Source organism: Leucobacter chironomi DSM 19883 (genome assembly GCF_000421845.1).
Lineage (GTDB): Bacteria > Actinomycetota > Actinomycetes > Actinomycetales > Microbacteriaceae > Leucobacter > Leucobacter chironomi.
Window position 1 is genome coordinate 183,701 of record NZ_ATXU01000002.1, and the last position, 16,390, is coordinate 200,090.

General features: G+C 69.3%; 16 protein-coding genes and 1 pseudogene. 6 read left to right on the forward strand and 11 right to left on the reverse strand.

What is annotated here, in order from left to right; translation table 11 throughout:
- Positions 1 to 3: 3 nt before the first annotated feature.
- The 3 genes from H629_RS0102720 (at position 4) to H629_RS0102730 (ending at position 2,124) form a co-directional block, all read left to right on the forward strand.
- Positions 4 to 447, forward strand: a complete 444-nt coding sequence (locus tag H629_RS0102720) for a GNAT family N-acetyltransferase (RefSeq protein ID WP_024355823.1) — start codon at positions 4 to 6, stop codon at positions 445 to 447.
- Positions 448 to 500: 53 nt separating this feature from the next.
- Positions 501 to 869: a helix-turn-helix domain-containing protein gene (locus H629_RS0102725; RefSeq protein WP_024355824.1), complete on the forward strand. Its 369-nt coding sequence runs from the start codon at positions 501 to 503 to the stop codon at positions 867 to 869.
- Between the two features lie 388 nt (positions 870 to 1,257).
- Positions 1,258 to 2,124: a patatin-like phospholipase family protein gene (locus H629_RS0102730; RefSeq protein ID WP_024355825.1), complete on the forward strand. Its 867-nt coding sequence runs from the start codon at positions 1,258 to 1,260 to the stop codon at positions 2,122 to 2,124.
- Between the two features lie 77 nt (positions 2,125 to 2,201).
- On the opposite strand, the gene qcrB is transcribed toward H629_RS0102730, so the two are convergent.
- Genes qcrB through ctaE form a run of 4 tightly spaced genes read right to left on the reverse strand, consistent with a single transcriptional unit; the run spans position 2,202 to position 6,419 of the window.
- Positions 2,202 to 3,815, reverse strand: coding sequence for a cytochrome bc1 complex cytochrome b subunit (gene qcrB / locus H629_RS0102735; RefSeq protein WP_024355826.1), 1,614 nt, complete (start codon positions 3,813 to 3,815; stop codon positions 2,202 to 2,204).
- Entirely contained in the window at positions 3,812 to 4,927 is a 1,116-nt protein-coding gene (qcrA, locus tag H629_RS0102740; RefSeq protein WP_024355827.1) for a cytochrome bc1 complex Rieske iron-sulfur subunit, read from the reverse strand. Before qcrA ends, qcrB begins: the two co-directional genes overlap by 4 nt.
- 46 nt (positions 4,928 to 4,973) lie before the next feature.
- Positions 4,974 to 5,783: a cytochrome bc1 complex diheme cytochrome c subunit gene (gene qcrC, locus H629_RS0102745; protein ID WP_024355828.1), complete on the reverse strand. Its 810-nt coding sequence runs from the start codon at positions 5,781 to 5,783 to the stop codon at positions 4,974 to 4,976.
- A 21-nt stretch (positions 5,784 to 5,804) separates the two neighbouring features.
- Entirely contained in the window at positions 5,805 to 6,419 is a 615-nt protein-coding gene (ctaE, locus tag H629_RS0102750) for an aa3-type cytochrome oxidase subunit III (RefSeq protein WP_024355829.1), read from the reverse strand.
- A 271-nt stretch (positions 6,420 to 6,690) separates the two neighbouring features.
- Here ctaE and trpD point away from each other — a divergent pair, with 271 nt between their 5' ends.
- Positions 6,691 to 7,758 (forward strand): anthranilate phosphoribosyltransferase, encoded by a 1,068-nt coding sequence (gene trpD, locus H629_RS0102755; protein WP_024355830.1) that lies wholly within the window; start codon positions 6,691 to 6,693, stop codon positions 7,756 to 7,758.
- A 146-nt stretch (positions 7,759 to 7,904) separates the two neighbouring features.
- Here the strand turns inward: trpD and H629_RS0102760 are convergent, their stop codons facing one another.
- From H629_RS0102760 to H629_RS0102785, 6 genes are all read right to left on the reverse strand, one after another.
- Positions 7,905 to 8,783 carry a M23 family metallopeptidase gene (locus H629_RS0102760; protein ID WP_024355831.1) on the reverse strand — a complete coding sequence of 293 codons (879 nt, stop codon included), beginning with the start codon at positions 8,781 to 8,783 and terminating at the stop codon, positions 7,905 to 7,907.
- A gap of 60 nt (positions 8,784 to 8,843) precedes the next feature.
- Positions 8,844 to 9,704 (reverse strand): alpha/beta fold hydrolase, encoded by an 861-nt coding sequence (locus H629_RS0102765; protein WP_084705327.1) that lies wholly within the window; start codon positions 9,702 to 9,704, stop codon positions 8,844 to 8,846.
- A complete protein-coding gene (locus tag H629_RS0102770) occupies positions 9,701 to 10,336 on the reverse strand; it encodes a phosphoribosylanthranilate isomerase (protein ID WP_240471002.1) in 636 nt (211 codons plus the stop codon). The genes H629_RS0102765 and H629_RS0102770 overlap by 4 nt, the downstream gene beginning before the upstream one ends.
- Positions 10,337 to 10,355: 19 nt before the next feature.
- On the reverse strand, positions 10,356 to 11,651 hold the full coding sequence (locus tag H629_RS0102775; protein ID WP_024355834.1) for a DUF418 domain-containing protein: 1,296 nt from the start codon (positions 11,649 to 11,651) through the stop codon (positions 10,356 to 10,358).
- 404 nt (positions 11,652 to 12,055) lie between these two features.
- Positions 12,056 to 12,841, reverse strand: coding sequence for a phosphatase PAP2 family protein (locus tag H629_RS0102780; protein WP_024355835.1), 786 nt, complete (start codon positions 12,839 to 12,841; stop codon positions 12,056 to 12,058).
- 254 nt (positions 12,842 to 13,095) lie between these two features.
- Positions 13,096 to 14,328 (reverse strand): MFS transporter, encoded by a 1,233-nt coding sequence (locus H629_RS0102785; RefSeq protein WP_024355836.1) that lies wholly within the window; start codon positions 14,326 to 14,328, stop codon positions 13,096 to 13,098.
- Positions 14,329 to 14,547: 219 nt separating this feature from the next.
- Here H629_RS0102785 and H629_RS0102790 point away from each other — a divergent pair, with 219 nt between their 5' ends.
- Positions 14,548 to 15,213, forward strand: a complete 666-nt coding sequence (locus tag H629_RS0102790) for a FadR/GntR family transcriptional regulator (protein ID WP_024355837.1) — start codon at positions 14,548 to 14,550, stop codon at positions 15,211 to 15,213.
- Between the two features lie 61 nt (positions 15,214 to 15,274).
- Here the strand turns inward: H629_RS0102790 and H629_RS0102795 are convergent.
- Positions 15,275 to 15,688 (reverse strand): annotated as a pseudogene (locus tag H629_RS0102795) (TrmH family RNA methyltransferase); the annotation flags it as partial.
- 318 nt (positions 15,689 to 16,006) lie between these two features.
- On the opposite strand from H629_RS0102795, the gene H629_RS0102800 reads away from it, so the two are divergent.
- Entirely contained in the window at positions 16,007 to 16,312 is a 306-nt protein-coding gene (locus H629_RS0102800) for a hypothetical protein (RefSeq protein ID WP_009881334.1), read from the forward strand.
- Positions 16,313 to 16,390: the final 78 nt, after the last annotated feature.

The window sequence follows — 16,390 nt, forward strand, 5'->3', positions numbered from 1 at the left end:
CGCGTGAGCATCATCATCCGGCGCGCCCAGAGCGAAGACGTCTCAGCCGTCTTCGCTCTGGCCCGCCAGTTCACCACCGGGCGCGAGCCGATCGGTCGGGACGAGTTCCTCATCGCTTTCGACAACGTGCTGCGGCACCGCGATCAGGAGACGAACGTGCTCTTCGTGGCCGAGCTCGAGGATCGTGTGGTCGGCTACTCGCTGATGACCGTATCGCGCCTGCTGCACGCACCCGGTCTCACCGCGCACCTGCAGGAGATCGTCGTCGACGAGGCCTCTCGTCGGCACGGCGTCGGCGATCGACTCATGCAGGCGAATGAGCACTACTGCATGGGCCGTGGCGTGCGTCAGCTCTCCGCCTCGACCGCGCGGATCGGCTCCTTCTACAATCACCGCGGCTTCGAGCCCGTGGGCGAGCACTACCGCAAGGTCCTCGACCTGGGGTGAGCGCCTCGCAGCGTCGTGCTCGACGACGGCCCGGTGAGAACCGGGAACGCCTGATGGAGGCCGGACTCGTGGAGTTCGGCCTCTTCGGCTACCACGGCGCCTCCACGAGCTCCATCGCCGCCAGGGCCGAGGTGCCGCAGCCGCACGTGTACGCCAGCTTCGAGACGAAGCAGCAGCTCTTCCTGGCCTGCTTCGACAGGCTCCGCGACTCTCTGCTCGCCGACGGGTCGGAACGCGCGTCAGCGGGCCTCCAACGATTCCTCTTCCAGGCGGTGAGCGCTTCGGCCGATCCGGCGCTGCGGCTTCCGTTGCAGAGCAGCCTCGTCGAACTGCGCGACGCGCTCGGCGACTGCCGCTTCGAGGAGCTGCTCGCCGGCGGCGCGCGCTCGATGCTGAGCGCCGACCCGGAGCCGCGCGGCTAGTTTCTGTGCCGCGCGCACGGTGCCGACGGATCCCGCCCATCGCCCCCGGCATCTGGCGCATCCTGCACCGGCATCTGGCGCATCCTGCACCGGCATCTGGCGCATCCTGCACCGGCATGCGATACTCCTTCTGCATCGTGTTCCGTCGGAGGGAGGTGAGACCCATGACCGCATTCGCAGTGGGTGCTCCCCAGCCGAGCACGATCGTGCGACCGGGATAGGTCGCCGACGGGGAGCCCGCCAGGCCGTCACATGAAGGGCGACTCCCATGAACATCGATTCCTCACCATCTTCCACTCCGCAAGGCCCGACCCGAACTGGTCACCCGTCTGCACAGGCTGACGCGGGGTCTTCCCGTATCGCCGACCCTGGCTCTCCGCCCGTCTCCGTGGAGCGCGCGCTCGTGCTCGGCGGAGGCGGATCGACGGGCAACGCGTGGCTGATCGGCGTCGTCGCCGGGCTCGCCGCCGACGGCGTGGATCCGCTCGACGCGGAGCTCATCATTGGCACCTCTGCCGGCGCCACGGCCGCAGCCCAGCTCACGGCAGCGGATCCCGCGGAGCTGTTCGCCGAGGTGTGCGTCGATCCGCCGGCATTCCCGCGCGGCCGCCCCGCGAAACCGCCGAGTGCGGAGGTCGCGGATGCGCTCAGCGCCACTGGGGCGATCATCGCCGACTCCCGCGACGCCGCGGACATGCGCCGGCGCATGGGCGCCCGATCACTCGCACTGGCCGCCGACAGCCGGACAGCGTCGACGCGCTGGCGCGAGATCGTGGCGGCCCGACTGCCGAAGCCCGACTGGCCGGAGACGCGGATGCTGATCACCGCGATGAATGCGAGGACGGGGGATCCGGCCGTCTTCGACCGCCTGAGCGGCGTGCCGCTCGTGGACGCGGTGGCGGCGAGCTGCTCGAGCGGCGCCGCGTACCCCATCGGAGGGGAGGCCTACACCGACGGCGGATACCGCTCCAACGCGGACAACGCCGACCTCGCGGCGGGGAGCGCGCGGGTGCTCGTGCTCTCGCCGTTCAGCGGGAGAACACGCACGCCGGAGGAATGGGGTCTGCACCTCGCCGCGCAGGTCGACGAGCTGTGGCGCGGCGGAAGCCGAGTCGAGACGGTGTTCCCGCCGCCGGAGGTGGATCACCTGTTCGGGATGAACGCGATGAATCCTGCGCTGCGGCCCGCGGCGGCGAGAGCCGGCTACGCGCAGGGGAGGGCTCTGGCAGACGCACTGGCAGGCTTCTGGAACTGAGATCTCGGCACCGTCGCGAACACGGGTGAGGCCCCGCAGGAATGAACCTGCGGGGCCTCACGCGTCAAAGGAGCGGATCAGTGGCCGTCGTGGTGGCCCTGCTCCAGCTCGCCCTGGGTGGGCGGCACGATGCGGTCTTCGAAGAACCAGCGGCTGAAGCCGGCACGGAGGCGCTTCGAGAACGGGATACGGCCGTCGTCGTTGGGGCGGAGCATGAGCGGCGCGTAGTCGTGGTAGCTGACCAGCTGCCAGCGCTCGTAATCCGTGACGGGCTTGTGCACCTCGATGTACTCGCCACCGGGCAGACGCACGATGCGTCCCGACTCGTAGCCGTGCAGAGCGATCGCACGATCCTTCTTCTGCAGGCCGAGGCAGATGCGCTTCGTCACCACGTAGGCGAAGATCGGGCCGAGGATCAGCAGCGCCTGGAGCGCGTGGATCACACCCTCCATCGAGAGCTGGAAGTGGGTCGCCATGAGGTCCGAGCTGGCGCCGGCCCACATCACCGCGTAGAAGACCACGCCGGCGGCACCGATCGCGGTGCGGGTGGGGGCGTTGCGCGGGCGGTCCAGGATGTGGTGCTCGCGCTTGTCGCCCGTGACCCACGCTTCGATGAAGGGGTAGGCGGCGACGATCACCAGGAAGAGACCGATGATGATCAGCGGAAGCAGCATGTTCCACGACCAGGTGTAGCCGAACCACTCGGTTTCGAGCCCCGGAGGTACGAGACGGAGCATGCCATCGGCGAAGCCAATGTACCAGTCGGGCTGGGTGCCCGCCGACACGGGGGAGGGATCGTAGGGGCCGTAGTTCCAGATCGGGTTGATGCCGACGAACGAGGCGATCAGCACGATCACGCCGAACACGATGAAGAAGAAGCCGCCGGCCTTGGCCGCGTACACGGGGAGCACGGGGAAGCCGACCACGTTCTGCTGGGTCTTGCCCGGCCCGGGGTACTGCGTGTGCTTGTGGATGACCACGAACGCGAGGTGCAGCGCGACGAACAGGATGACCATCGCCGGGAGCACCATGATGTGCAGCATGTAGAGGCGGCCGACGATGTCGGTGCCGGGGAACTCGCCGCCGAAGAAGAAGTACGACAGGTAGGTGCCGATCACCGGGATGGCCTTGATGATGCCGTCGATGATGCGGAGACCGTTGCCCGAGAGCACGTCGTCGGGGAGCGAGTAACCGGTGAAGCCCTCGGCCATCGCGAGCACGAAGAGCACGAAGCCGATGACCCAGTTGAGTTCGCGCGGCTTGCGGAACGCGCCGGTGAAGAAGATGCGGAGCATGTGCAGGCCGATGGACGCGACGAACAGCAGCGCGGCCCAGTGGTGCACGTGACGCATGAGGAGGCCGCCGCGCACCGAGAAGGAGATGTCGAGGGTCGACGCCATAGCGGCCGACATCTCGACGCCCTTCATGGGCACGTAGGGGCCGGTGTAGTGGGTCTCGACCATGGTGGCCTGGAAGAACAGGGTGAGGAAGGTGCCCGACAGCAGGATCACGATGAAGCTGTAGAGGGCGACCTCGCCGAGCAGGAACGACCAGTGGTCCGGGAAGACCTTGCGGCCGAACTCCTTGACGGCGACGCCGATCTTGGTGCGCTCGTCGATGTAGTTCGCTGCGGCGGCGGTGAAGCGGCTGGAACCGCTCTGCGCGGGGGATTCAGTAACGGTGCTGCTCACTTGAGGCGCTCCCAGAAGCTCGGGCCGACAGGTTCATGGAAATCGCTCTGCGCGACGAGGTAGCCCTCGTCGTCGACGGTGATCGGAAGCTGGGGCAGCGGGCGCTTGGCCGGGCCGAAGACGACCTTCGCGTGCTCCGAGACGTCGAACTGCGACTGGTGGCAAGGGCAGAGCAGGTGGTGGGTGTGCTGCTCGTAGAGCGCCACCGGGCAGCCCACGTGCGTGCAGACCTTCGAGTAGGCGATGATGCCGTCGTACGACCAGTTCTCGCGCTCCGGGAGCTCCTTGAGCTCGGACTGGTCGAGACGCATCAGCAGCACGATCGCCTTGGCCTTCGCGTCGAGCAGCGTCTCGCTGCCGCCGCGCTCGTCGAGGCTGAGGTTGTGGAAGTCCTCGTGGTTGAGCGTCTCCGGGATCACGTGGAACGCGGAGCCGATGGTGACCTCGCTGGCCTTGATCGGCACGCCGGAGGGGTCGCGGGCGAGACGGACGCCCTTGTCCCACATGGTGTGCTTCAGCAGCTGCACGGGATCGCGATCCTGCGGAGCGAGGCTGCGGAGGAGGGTGATGCCGGGGAGCGGGAACGCGATGAGCGCACCGATGAGGCTGTTGCGCACGAGCGAGCGACGGGAGAAGCCCGACTCCTCGTCGGCGAGGCGGAAGACCTCGGCCGAAGCCTCACGGGTCGGCTCGTCGCTGGGCACGGGGTGACGCACATCGATCGACTCGTGGTCGGCCATGATGGCCTTGCCCCAGTGGACCGCGCCGACGCCGACGGCGAGCAGTGCGAGAGCCATGCCGAGGCCCACGAACATGGTGTGCAGCCGGATCGCCATCATCTCGCCCGTTTCGATCGGGAAGAACATGTAGGCGAGGACGGCGCCGAGGCTGCCCGCGATCGAGATGTAGAAGAGCGTGTAGACGATGCGCTCGGCGCGCTTCTCCTTCTTCGGATCGAGATCCGTGACGCGCTTCCGGTGCGGGGGAAGGCCCGGATTCTGCACAGCATCGGCTACGACGACCGCGGTGCCTGCCGCAGCTTCGACCGAGCTGTGGCCCTGGGCGGCGACAACGGCGTCGGTGCCGCCGTTGTTCTTCGCTTCCTCTGCCATGTTGCTCCTTGACTCCTGACTCATGAACTCTATGTGCGCCGTCGAACTAGTTCGACTTGGCGGTGACCCAGACGGTGAGGCCGACGATCGCGCCCAGACCGATCACCCAGATGAAGAGGCCCTCGGCCACGGGGCCGATCGACCCGAGGGTCAGACCGCCGACGGCGGGCTGGTTCTCGATGTACTTCAGGTACGAGATGATGTCGGCCTTCTCCTGCGGCGAGATGTTCGCATCGCTGAAGACGGGCATGTTCTGCGGGCCGGTGACCATGGCCTCGTAGATGTGCGTCGCGGGAACGCCGGTCAGCTTCGGGGCGAACTTGCCCTGCGTGAGCGCACCGCCGGCCGCTGCCACGTTGTGGCACATGGCGCAGTTGATGCGGAACAGCTGGCCGCCGCGGGCGATGCCCTCGTCGTCGCTGTCGGCCTGGATGTAGCGGCTGTCGGGGAGGCCCGGCCCGGGGGCGAGCGAGGCGACGTAGGCCGCCATCTGCAGGGTCTGCTCCTCGGTGAACTGCTGCGGCTTGACCATGCCCTGCGGGCCCTGGAAGGCGAGCGGCATACGGCCGGTGCCGACCTGGAAGTTGACCGACGCGGCGCCCGCGCCGATCAGCGAGGGGCCGTCATCGGTGCCCTGGGCGTTGGCCCCGTGGCAGGTGGCGCAGTTGGCGCCGAACAGCTTCTCGCCCGCCTCGATGGTGGCGGGGGACTCGAGGTCGATCTCGGCGGTCGCGGAGGTCTGGCTGAAGCCGGTGTACGCGGCGCCGGTCACGAGCAGGCCGACCGCAACGAGAGCGGCGGTGGCAAGCGGATGCCGACGGCCGGACTTGCGAACGTTTTTCTTGGCGCGAGCCATGTTCTCGATTACTCCTGACCCCTACTTGAGGACGTAGATGACGATGAAGAGGATGATCCACACGATGTCGACGAAGTGCCAGTAGTAGGACACGACGACCGCGGTGGTCTCCTCCTTGTGCGTGAAGTTCTTGACGGCGTAGATGCGGCCGATGACCAGCAGGAAGGCGACGAGGCCGAGCGCCACGTGGATGCCGTGGAAGCCGGTGGTCATGTAGAAGGCCGAGCCGTAGGGATCCGAGCTGAGCGTGATGCCCTCGGACACGAAGGTGGCGTACTCCCACACCTGGCCCGAGACGAAGATCGCGCCCATGAAGAAGGTGAGGAAGAACCACTCGACCGTGCCCCACTTCTTCGGGCTGGCGCCCGTCGCGCGGGGCTGCATGCGCTCCGCTGCGAACACGCCGGCCTGCGCGGTGAAGGACGAGGCCACCAGGATCAGGGTGTTGACCAGCGCGAAGGGGAAGTTGTGCAGCGCGGTCTTCTCGGCCCACAGCTCCGGGTTCATCGCGCGCAGCGTGAAGTAGATGGCGAAGAGGCCCGCGAAGAACATGACCTCGCTGCCGAGCCACACGATCGTGCCCACGGCGACGATATTGGGTCGCTTCACCGAGGGCACGGCTGACTTGGTATTCATAGTGGTCGTTGTCACCCCTCCATTATGGCTGAAAGTTTGGTGTGCGTTTTCACTCGGTCCCGGCGCGCCGAACTTTCTGCGAGTTTCCTGATCAGCCTACCGTGCTGGAGGGGGTGCGGCGTTCATTCCGAGGTCGTTCTTCATCAGATGAACTCGGCGTTCTCTGCTACGATCGTTGCCCCGTGCGGCGAGGAGGCCGGCGGATCGGCTGCGGACAGCGGCGCGTCGGGAACCGGGGGAGCGGTGGCGCGACCGCCGATAGGATTGCTCCATGATCGACGAACGCACCTGGCCGACCGTGCTCACGACGCTCCTCGAGGGCGACGGTCTCAGTGTCTCGCAGGCGGAGTGGGCGATGTCCGGCTTCATGACGGGCGAGGCCTCCGGGGCGCAGATGGGGGCGTTCCTCGTGGCCCTGAGGGGGAAAGGGGTCACGGTCGACGAGATCGTGGGCTTCCGGGATGCCATCCTCGCCGAGGCTGCGCCCATCTCGCTGCCTGCCATGTCGCTCGACATCGTGGGTACCGGCGGCGACCGCTTCGGCACCGTCAACGTGTCGACGATGGCCTCCATCACCGCCGCAGCCGCGGGCGCGCCCGTCGTGAAGCACGGGAACAAGGCCGCGAGCAGCAAGTCCGGCTCCTCGGACGTGCTCACCGCGCTGGGCATCGGGCTCTCGCTCGACGCCGCGCAGCTGGCAGAGGTGTTCGAGCAGGCGGGGATCGCCTTCGTGCACGCCGCGCGCTTCCTGCCCGGGTTTCGGCACGTCGCGCCGGTGCGCTCCGACCTCGGCATCCCCACCGTGTTCAACTTCCTCGGACCGCTCTGCAACCCGGTGCGCCCGGAGGCGTCCGCGGTCGGCGTCGCCGATCCCGCAGCCGCACCGCTCATCGCGGGCGTGTTCCGCATCCGCGGCGCGTCGGCGCTCGTCTTCCGCGGCGATGACGGCCTCGACGAGCTCACCACCACCGGTCACTCCCGTCTCTGGGAGGTCACTCGTGGCGGACTCACCGAGCACGACATCGACCCGCGCGACCTCGGGATCGCCCGCGCCTCGATCGAGGATCTGCTCGGCGGCACGCCCGACGAGAACGCGAAGATCGTGCACCGAGTGCTCGCGGGGGAGCCCGGCCCGGTGCGTGACATCGTGCTGCTCAACGCCGCGGCGGGCCTCGTGGCCTTCGACCTGGCGAAATCGCCGGAGTCGGCCGAGCGTCCGCTGCTCGAGCGGCTCGACGAGAAGCTGCGGGTCGCGGCCGACACCATCGACTCCGGCAAGGCCTCCGAAAAGCTCGCGGCCTGGGTGCGGGCGACCGGCGAAGCCGGCACCGCCGCCTGAGACGGCGGGTCGTGCTCGGCTGGCCTGGCTCAGGATTCGGCTGACGCCGGTCAGGAGCCGTCTGAAGCGGGGGAGGAGCCGCGCTGCGTCAGGGCTCGGCTACGCGGGTGAGGAGGCACGCCGCACCGGGGACTCGCCGGCGCCGGTCAGGATCCGCTCGGTGCGTCCTTCGGGCGGTCCATGCGCGTGTACTTCGCGAAGAAGGGCATCGGATCGACGGGCTGGTCGTCGACCCTGATCGCGAGGTGCAGGTGCGGGCCGAACGACATGCCCGTGTTGCCCACCGATCCGGCCCGGTCGCCCATCGACACGACGTCGCCGACGCGATACGAGTGCGACTCCGTCTCCATGTGGCAGTAGCGGCTCGTGGCCGTGGTGCCGGCGAGCTCGTGCTCGACCTTGAGACCGAAACCGCAGCCGTCGCTCGCGAAGCCCGCCTCGACGACCTTGCCGTCGGCGATGACCTGAATGGGGGTGCCTGCGGAGGCGGCGAAGTCCTGCGCGTCATGGAACTGCTCGACGGGGGCCGTGCGATATCCGAAGCCGTCGGTGAGGGTGACGCCCGAGGTGAAGGGGTAGTTGACGAGCGCCTGCGGCCGGAACGTGAAGGTCGAGGGCGAGCCGTCATCGGAGACGGAGGCGCTGATCTCGCTGAACGAGGTGGGCAGCTCGTCGAGCGACACCTCGGAGAACAGCTCCTGGCCGAGTACGACGCCTCCGGCGGGCGAACCCGCATCGGTGGGCGAGACGAGAGGGAGCGACACGGTGAGCACGAGACCGCAGACGCTCGCCGCCGCCGCGGCTGCGGCGATGCGGCGCCGCATCGGCACAGGGGGCGGGGGAGCGGTGGCCGTCGGCGGCTGGGCTGCGGGCACGTGCTCGACGAGCGGGAGGCGCACCGACCCCGTCTCGGTCGACGGTGCCTCGTGCTGCGTCGCGGCCTGCTGCGCTCTCAGCGATCTGCGCGACGGGTAGCCGGAGCCGACGGAGCCGCGGGGCTCGCTGAGATCGGGGGCGTCTGTCATTCGGGCTTTCGGGAGAGTCGTATGGGGCGGCCGGTGCCGCGGCAAAAGATAACGCTTAGGTTACAACGTCTGCGTGGGAAACGCCAGATCGGTCGCGTCGCCGGCCATCTGACGGGCGCTGTCGGCGCTGTCGGCGCCGATCCAGTCGAGCACGAGCTGCGCCACCGGCTGCCCCGAGCTGATGAGGGCCTCGTGGCCGCGATCCGGAATCTGCCGCATCTCGCCGCGGGGGAGCAGGCCCGTGATCCGCACGGCCCAGCCTCGCGGGCAGACGCGATCCTGCGTGCCGCGGAGGACGAGCGCCGGCTGCGAGATGCGGGGCAGGCAGCGCTCGACGCGGTGCGCGAGCATCTGGCGGAGCTTCCGCATGAACCAGATCGGGCCTGCCTGGAGGTAGGTCTTCGTGGCGCGGGTCACGACCGAGAACGGCTCGCCCTCTGCGAGATCCTGCACCATGCGGAACGCCTGCTTCGGCAGCGAGCGCTCGGCCGGGTTCACGGACGGCGCGATGAGCACGACGCGCTTTACGAGCTCGGGGTGCCGGGCCGCGAGCTCGGCCACGATCTGCGCACCCATCGAGTGGCCCACGGCGATCAGCGGCGCCGCATGCTGCTCGCGCAAGGCGGCGGCGACGAGATCGGCGGTCGCGGGCATCGAGAGCGGATCGGCGGGCTCGGGGCAGTCGGCGAAACCGGGCAGGTCGATGGCGATCGCCTCGCAGGTGGTGCGGATCTCGGCGAGGAAGCGGTCGTACACGCTGTGCCCCATGCCGATGCCGTGCACCAGCAGCACGCGCGGCGCACCGGGTCTGCGCCAGCGGAAGACGTGGAGCTCGTGCGTGTCGGCTCGAAAGTCTGTGCGCTCCGGCGTGGGGAGCGGAGGGGGCTCGGGGGCGGCGCCTCTCGGCCGAAGCGCACTCATGCGCGCGCGGCCCGGATGAAGCGCGTGATGAGCTCGGGATCCTTCTCGCCGGGCGCCCGCTCGATCCCGCTCGAGACGTCCACTCCGCCGGGATGCACCGACGCGACGGCCTCCGCGACATTGCCGGGATGCAGGCCGCCGGCCAGCAGCCAGCGGTCGCCGAGCTGCGCGCCGTCGATGAGCGACAGATCCCAGGCCTCGCCCGAGCCGGGGGAGGCGCCGTCGACGAGGAGGCGCTCCTCGCCGAACTCGCCGGCTCGCAGTCCCGGATGGCGGGACAGCGAGGTCGCACGCCAGATCCGAGGCAGGATCTCGCGTGCGGCGGCGAAATCGTCGGCTTCGTAGGCGCCGTGCAGCTGCAGCACGTCGAAGCCGAGCTCGCTCGCCGTCTCGGCGGCGGTCGTCGCGCTCATGCGGTTCACCACGAGCGCCACGTCGACCATGCGATCCGCATCGCGCGCCGCGGCGACCACCTCGGCGGCTTGAGCCGGCGTGGCGTGTCGCGGGCTGCGCGGACTCATGACCACGCCCAGCGCATCGGCGCCCGCCGCGATCGCGTGCGCCGCCATTCGCGCATCGCGCAGGCCGCAGATCTTCACGTACATCGCTTCGTCTTTCCCGAGAGGTGCCACTGCCGTCAGAGTACCGGGTTCATCGGGGAAGCCGCAGTTCCTGTGCCGATGCCGGGGGAGCCGGGGGAGCAGGAGGGGAGGGCGCGGCGTCGAGCCGCGCATAGGTGAGCCGCCGCAGCAGCACCTCCGCAGGGCCGCGAGCGCCTCGTCGCTCCAACAGCACCGCGAGCAGCAGCGAGAGCAACCAGGCCGCCAGCGCGATCCCGAACGCCGCGGCCGTGCCGATCCGCGAACCCAGACCGAAACCCCACGCCGCGAGCAGGGGAGCGAACACCACCGACTGCAGCAGATAACTGCTCAGCGAACGCTTGCCCACCGCCGCCACCGCCCGCGACACCGGCCCCGCCCGGCCCTGCAGGCGCAGACCGAGCATGCCGAAGAGCGCCGCATACGCCACGCCGCCCGCAGCGCCCGCGATCTGACCGAGCAGCGCCACCGCCCACGCGATCGACTCCAGCCCGGGCAGCAGACCGAGATAGGCCAGCGCGATCGGCGCCGCACCGAGCAGGCTCACGAGGACCCCCCACAACGCCACCGAGCCCAGGCTGATGCGCGATCCCGAAACCTCGAGCCAGCGGTGCCGACCCGCCAGCCAGCCGAGCAGCGCGCACAGCGGCACCAGCAGTGACAGCACCGTCGCCGGCGTCGACACCAGCCACATGCCGATCCGTGCGAGCATCGCCCAGCCGTAGCTCTCCACGCCGTTCAGCAGGTCGGCGGTGCTGCCGAAACCGGTGCCCGTCATCAGCGCCTGCGATTCCGGCGGCAGCAGCGCGCTCATCAGCAGCGCCAGCCCGAGCATCGAAAGCGCCCCGAAGGCGATGAGCCCGAGCATCGCCCACACCGTGAACTTCAGTACACGGTCGGAGTGCCAGAACAGCGCGGCCGTGAGTGCGAGACCCGTCAAACCGTACGCGCCGAGAATGTCGCCCGCGAACAGCAGCGCCGCGTGCACGAAACCGAACGCCAGCAGCCACCAGTGCCGCCGCCAGAACATGCGCCGCACCGCAAGCTGCGGCACGCCCCGCGCCTCACGGGCCCGAGCGAACTGCACCATGCCGTACCCGAAGAGAAACGCGAACATCGGGTACACGCGCGCGTCGACGAACAGGATCGTCAGCGCGCCGAGCACCCGATCCAGCGCAGTGCCGTCAACCGGGTGCACCGTATACGACGGCACCTCGTGACCCCACAGATACGCCGACACGTTCGCCACCGCGATGAGCAGCAGCATCCAGCCGCGCGCAAGATCAGGCGCCAGCGCGCGTGGCGCCGGCGCTGCACCGGGTGACGAAACGGAAACGGCGTGCGACACGCGAAACCTCCTGGGTGGGAACGGTGCCGAGTCGACGGCACATCCGAGACCCAATGGTACGGGTGCGGGGGTGCGGTGCGAGGCGTGCGAGGACAGCACGCGTCCCCGTAAACTGACATAATATTGATTATCATGCACTGGGCGTGGGCGCCCTCGTGCATGATAATCAAGCTGGAAATTAGGGGGCTTGAGGCGAGGGTTGGGTTGCGGGTTTTTGGGTTGCGGTTTTTGGGGTGCGGGGCTGATTGCTGGGTGATTGAGGTGCGGATCGCGGGGTGCGCGCCTGGGCGACGTTGGGAGGCAGCTTCGACTTGGATCCGCGATGAATCGATCTGGATTGATCTTGATCCGCACCGCGCTGATCCGCACCGAATGAGCCTGACGCGCAGCCGCCGTGCGTTATGTCAGCTGCGCGGGGCGCTGAGCAGGAGCAGGGTTCGTGACGCGAGTGTTGCGGCGCCGATGCAGCCGAACTGACCGGCGCTCAGCAGGGTCGCCGGATTGCCGTTCCAGGCGGCGACCGCGCCGAGCACGAGCGCCGCGCCCACCATGATCCAGCCCACCAGCACCAGGCCCACGGCGAGCGTGCGGCCGAGCACCACGCTCCCCCGTGAAGACACCGGGCGGATCAGGCACGCCAGGGCGAACGCCGCCGTGCCCAGCGCGATCCCGCCCAGCACGTCGCTCGGACGGTGCCAGCCGTAGGCCAGCAGCTGCCAGCCGACCGCCGAGAGCAGCACCGCTCCCGCGACCGTCACGAAACCGCGAATCGCAGACGGCACCGCCCAGACGAGCGCCGCGGTCACCACGGTGAACACGGTCATATGTCCGCTCGGGAACGTATTCGGTACATCGAGGTCGAACAGCTGCGGCCGCGTCAACCAGACCTGCTTCAGCAGCTGCGACGACACGATCGCCAGCACCGGCACCACCGCGACGACGATCGCCCGCCTGATCCCGTGCGCGAACAGCGCGATCAGCGCCACCGCACCGAGCGCGATCGCCACCGACGGGATCGAGACCAGATTCAGCGGCGGAGGCGGGCTCGTGGTGAACTCCGCAGCGTCCAGCACCGTGTCCTCGGCCCGCTGCCCCAGTTCCAGCTGCACGCCGAGCACGTACGATCCCACGCCCACCGCGATCCAGAAGAACGCGAACCAGAGCGCCCGCCTGCGGCCTCCGACGATCACGCGCGACTCCCCCGGCCGACCCGGCAGCCCTGGCTCCCCCGACTCCCCCGGCAGACCAGCCGTGACAGTCGTGCCGGTGCGACGAGACGCAGCGCCTCGCGCTCGGCGAACCGCGGTCCAGGAAGCCTCCGGAGCAAGAACGACCTCCAGATCAAGGGTGGCTGAGCGACTGCATTTCGCAACGGCTGTGCGATTGCGAGCCCCCAGACTATCCGCGCTCCCAGTGGCGGAGCTGGGAGCGCGGAGAGCGCGGATCAGGCCTCGGCGGGCACTTCGCTCGTCGTCTCGGCCACCGGCTGCGGATCCGGCCGGCGCTCGCGCAGCGCGAAGGAGAGGCCGAATCCGACGACGAGCAGCGCCGCCATGATGACGAAGACGAGCCGCACATCCGAGGCGTCGGCGATCCTGCCGAGCAGCGGGCTCACGACACCGCCGAGCGACAGCGTGAGGCCCAGCGTCACCCCGCTCGCGATGCCGATGCGGTTCGGGAGGTAGGAGTGCGAGAGGGTGATCTGCGCCGCGAACGGCAGGAACAGCGCCACTCCCAGCACCGCGGTGGCGGCGACGACCACGGCTGCGCTTGGGGCGAGCACGATCGCAGCGACCGCGACGGCGGCGATCAGGTAGCCCGCCCGCACCACGCGCAGGCGGCCGAAGCGGTCGGCCAGCCAGCCGCCGATGAGGGTGCCCGCGGCTCCGGCTGCGGGAAACACCGAGAGGGCGATCGAGGCGAAGGCGGTGCTGACATCGAAACGCTCGATGGAGTACAGCGACACGAAGGTGGAGGTGCCCACGTACGCGACCGACCACATGGCGAGCACCACGGTCAAGCGTCCGAAAGCGCCCCAGTCGTCGGACTGCCGCGGGGTCGTGTGCTCGGAGACCGTCGCCGCGGACGTCGCCGCGGGGCGGGTGAACAGGCGACGCCACGAGACCGCCGCGTAGACGAGGCCCAGCACGAGAGCCGGCACGATGAGCAGCGCTGTGCCGGAGAGGCCGAACCAGCCGACGGCCAGGATCACGCCCGCGGGAGCCAGTGCCACGCCGACGTTGCCGCCGACCGAGAACAGGCTCATCGCCCGGCTCGTGCCGCGCCCGGCCTCGCGGGCTTCGACCGTGGCGGACGGGTGGTAGGCGGCGACGCCGATGCCCGAGATCGCCACGGCGATCCACACCAGCGGATAGGAGCCTGCGACGAGCCCGCTGACGGCGATGCCCGCGCCGGCGGCGAGCAGGCCCGCGAGGGTCATCCAGCGCAGCTGGAAGCGGTCGCTGAGGTAGCCGAAGACGGGTTGTGCGACGCTCGACAGCGCGGTCGCCGCGAGCGTGATCCCCGCGACGGCGGCGTAGCTGTACTGGGCGTGCAGCACGAAGAACGGCAGCAGGGCGGCGACGGCTCCGGTGTAGAAGTCGTTCGCGACGTGGGTGGCGGTGAGCGTCCAGAGCTGCAGTCGGCTCTGGGTGCGCGGGGTCGTCATGGCGGGCATGGGGTCCTCTCGGAGTCGCGGCACGGCGGATCGGCGCCCGCTCCTCCCCCGGAGGAACTCGAGCGCGGCCGGGTGCGGCGGCGTGGTGACGGCAGACGGAGGTGCTCCGCAGCAGGGGTGCCGGTCGGGCTAAGGCCTGCTGCGGCGGCGAAGGAGGAGCCGTGCGGTCATGGGATACACTGTACACGACTTCTCAGACAAGTAGACAGGTAGGGATCCATGGTCCAGATCGTGCGCACCTCCCTGGCCGAGCAGGCCGCGGACATGCTCCTGGAGCGCGTGCGCGCCGGTGAGTGGGCGCTCGGCTCGAAGCTGCCGGGCGAGCACACCCTCGGTCCGCAGCTCGGCGTCGGACGGTCGACGGTGCGCGAAGCGATCCGCCGTCTCGCGGGTCAGGGGGTGCTCACCACGCGTCAGGGCGCGGGGGTGTTCGTCGCCGCGCTCGACGTCGTCGAAGACTGGGAGGGGCTGCTCCGCCGCGCCGACATCGTCGAGGTCATCGAGGCCCGCACCGCCATCGAGGCGGAGGCGGCGTTCCTCGCGGCTGAACGTCGCACCGCGGCGGATCTGCGCGCGATGCGACGCACCCTGTCCGAGCGCGACACCGCCTCGGGCATCGAGGCCCACGTCGACGCCGACGCCGGATTCCACCGTGCGGTCATCGTGGCCGCCCACAACTCGGTGCTGCTCGAGATGTTCGACCGCTTCGTGCCGCGGATCCGCGAGGCCATGATCGCGATGCTGCGCATCCGCGGCGACTACGGCGACCCGCGCGACCAGGACGCGCACGCGGTGATCGTCACGGCAATCGAGGCACAGGACGCCGCCGCTGCCGCATCCCTCGCCCGGGAGCACCTGCGCTCGCTCCGCGAAGCCATTCGTTGAACGACGCGATCGCGCAACGGTTCCCGCCGAGTCGCTCCCTGCGCCGGAGATGCCGCCCCGCTCAGCGCGTGGCGTAGAAGGTGACGGCGGAGGCGGCGGCCACGTTCAGCGAGTCGACGCCGCCCATCATCGGAATCGTGACGCGCCGGTCGAGACGGCGGTCGACGCGGGGCGTGATGCCGTGCCCCTCGGTGCCGAACACGAGGGCGAGCTTCGGGTGATCCTCGGCGACGAGCTCGTCGAGGGTGATCGCGCCCTCCCCCAGCGTCATCCCCGCGACGACGTATCCCGCGTCGGTGAGGGCGTCGAGGCCGGCGGGCCAGCGCTCGAAGCGCGTCCACGGCACCTGGAACACCGTTCCCATCGACACCCGCACCGAACGTCGGTAGAGCGGATCGGCGCAGTCGGGCGAGACGAGCACCGCGTCGACGCCCAGCGCGGCGGCCGAACGGAACACGGCCCCCACGTTGATGTGGTGTCCGGCTACGATCGGCTGCAAGGAAACCGCGCCTGACCAGGCACAACGGCATAAGCGCTTATCGCATGAGCAATTGGATAGATCATACCGATAGCGACGACTCTGGCTTTTGTATCGCAGTGAGTGAGGACGCCGAAGCGCCGAACTGCGATGAGATCGAGACGGCTCCGGCACTTGTCCAGGTGGCGTGCTGACGGGGATGCGGGCGGTCCTGCAATGTAGATTGGAACGTCGGACACACCGAGCGAGGTGGTGGTTTCGCCGAACGGTGCCACACTGCGAGATCGCCGAGCATTCGAGGAAGGAGGGGCATTGATGATCAGCAGCCCGTTCAACACGAGCGCGTCCAACTTCGGCAACGCGGCGATGCAGACGGCCGACGTCCCGTGGGACACTCCTGTGAAGATGCGGCTGGGAGCCGACGGGCCCGGTGAGACCGGCGCGTACATCGAGGTCAGCACCACTCGTGGATTCGCCAAGCGGATCCCGATCGACGAGGCACGCTTGTCCGAGTGCCGGCAAGAGCAGGACGGTGCGGCCGGGATCGCGCTGTGCCAGCAACTCGTCGACGACCTGGCCGCGCGGATCAAGACGGCCGTGGCCGAAGCGGTGCGCGGTTGAACGGCCAGGCCGAGATGCTCGAACATGCCGCACCCTTGCGTGCCTGGCTGAATGCGCAGATTGTGGCGCGTGAGCGGC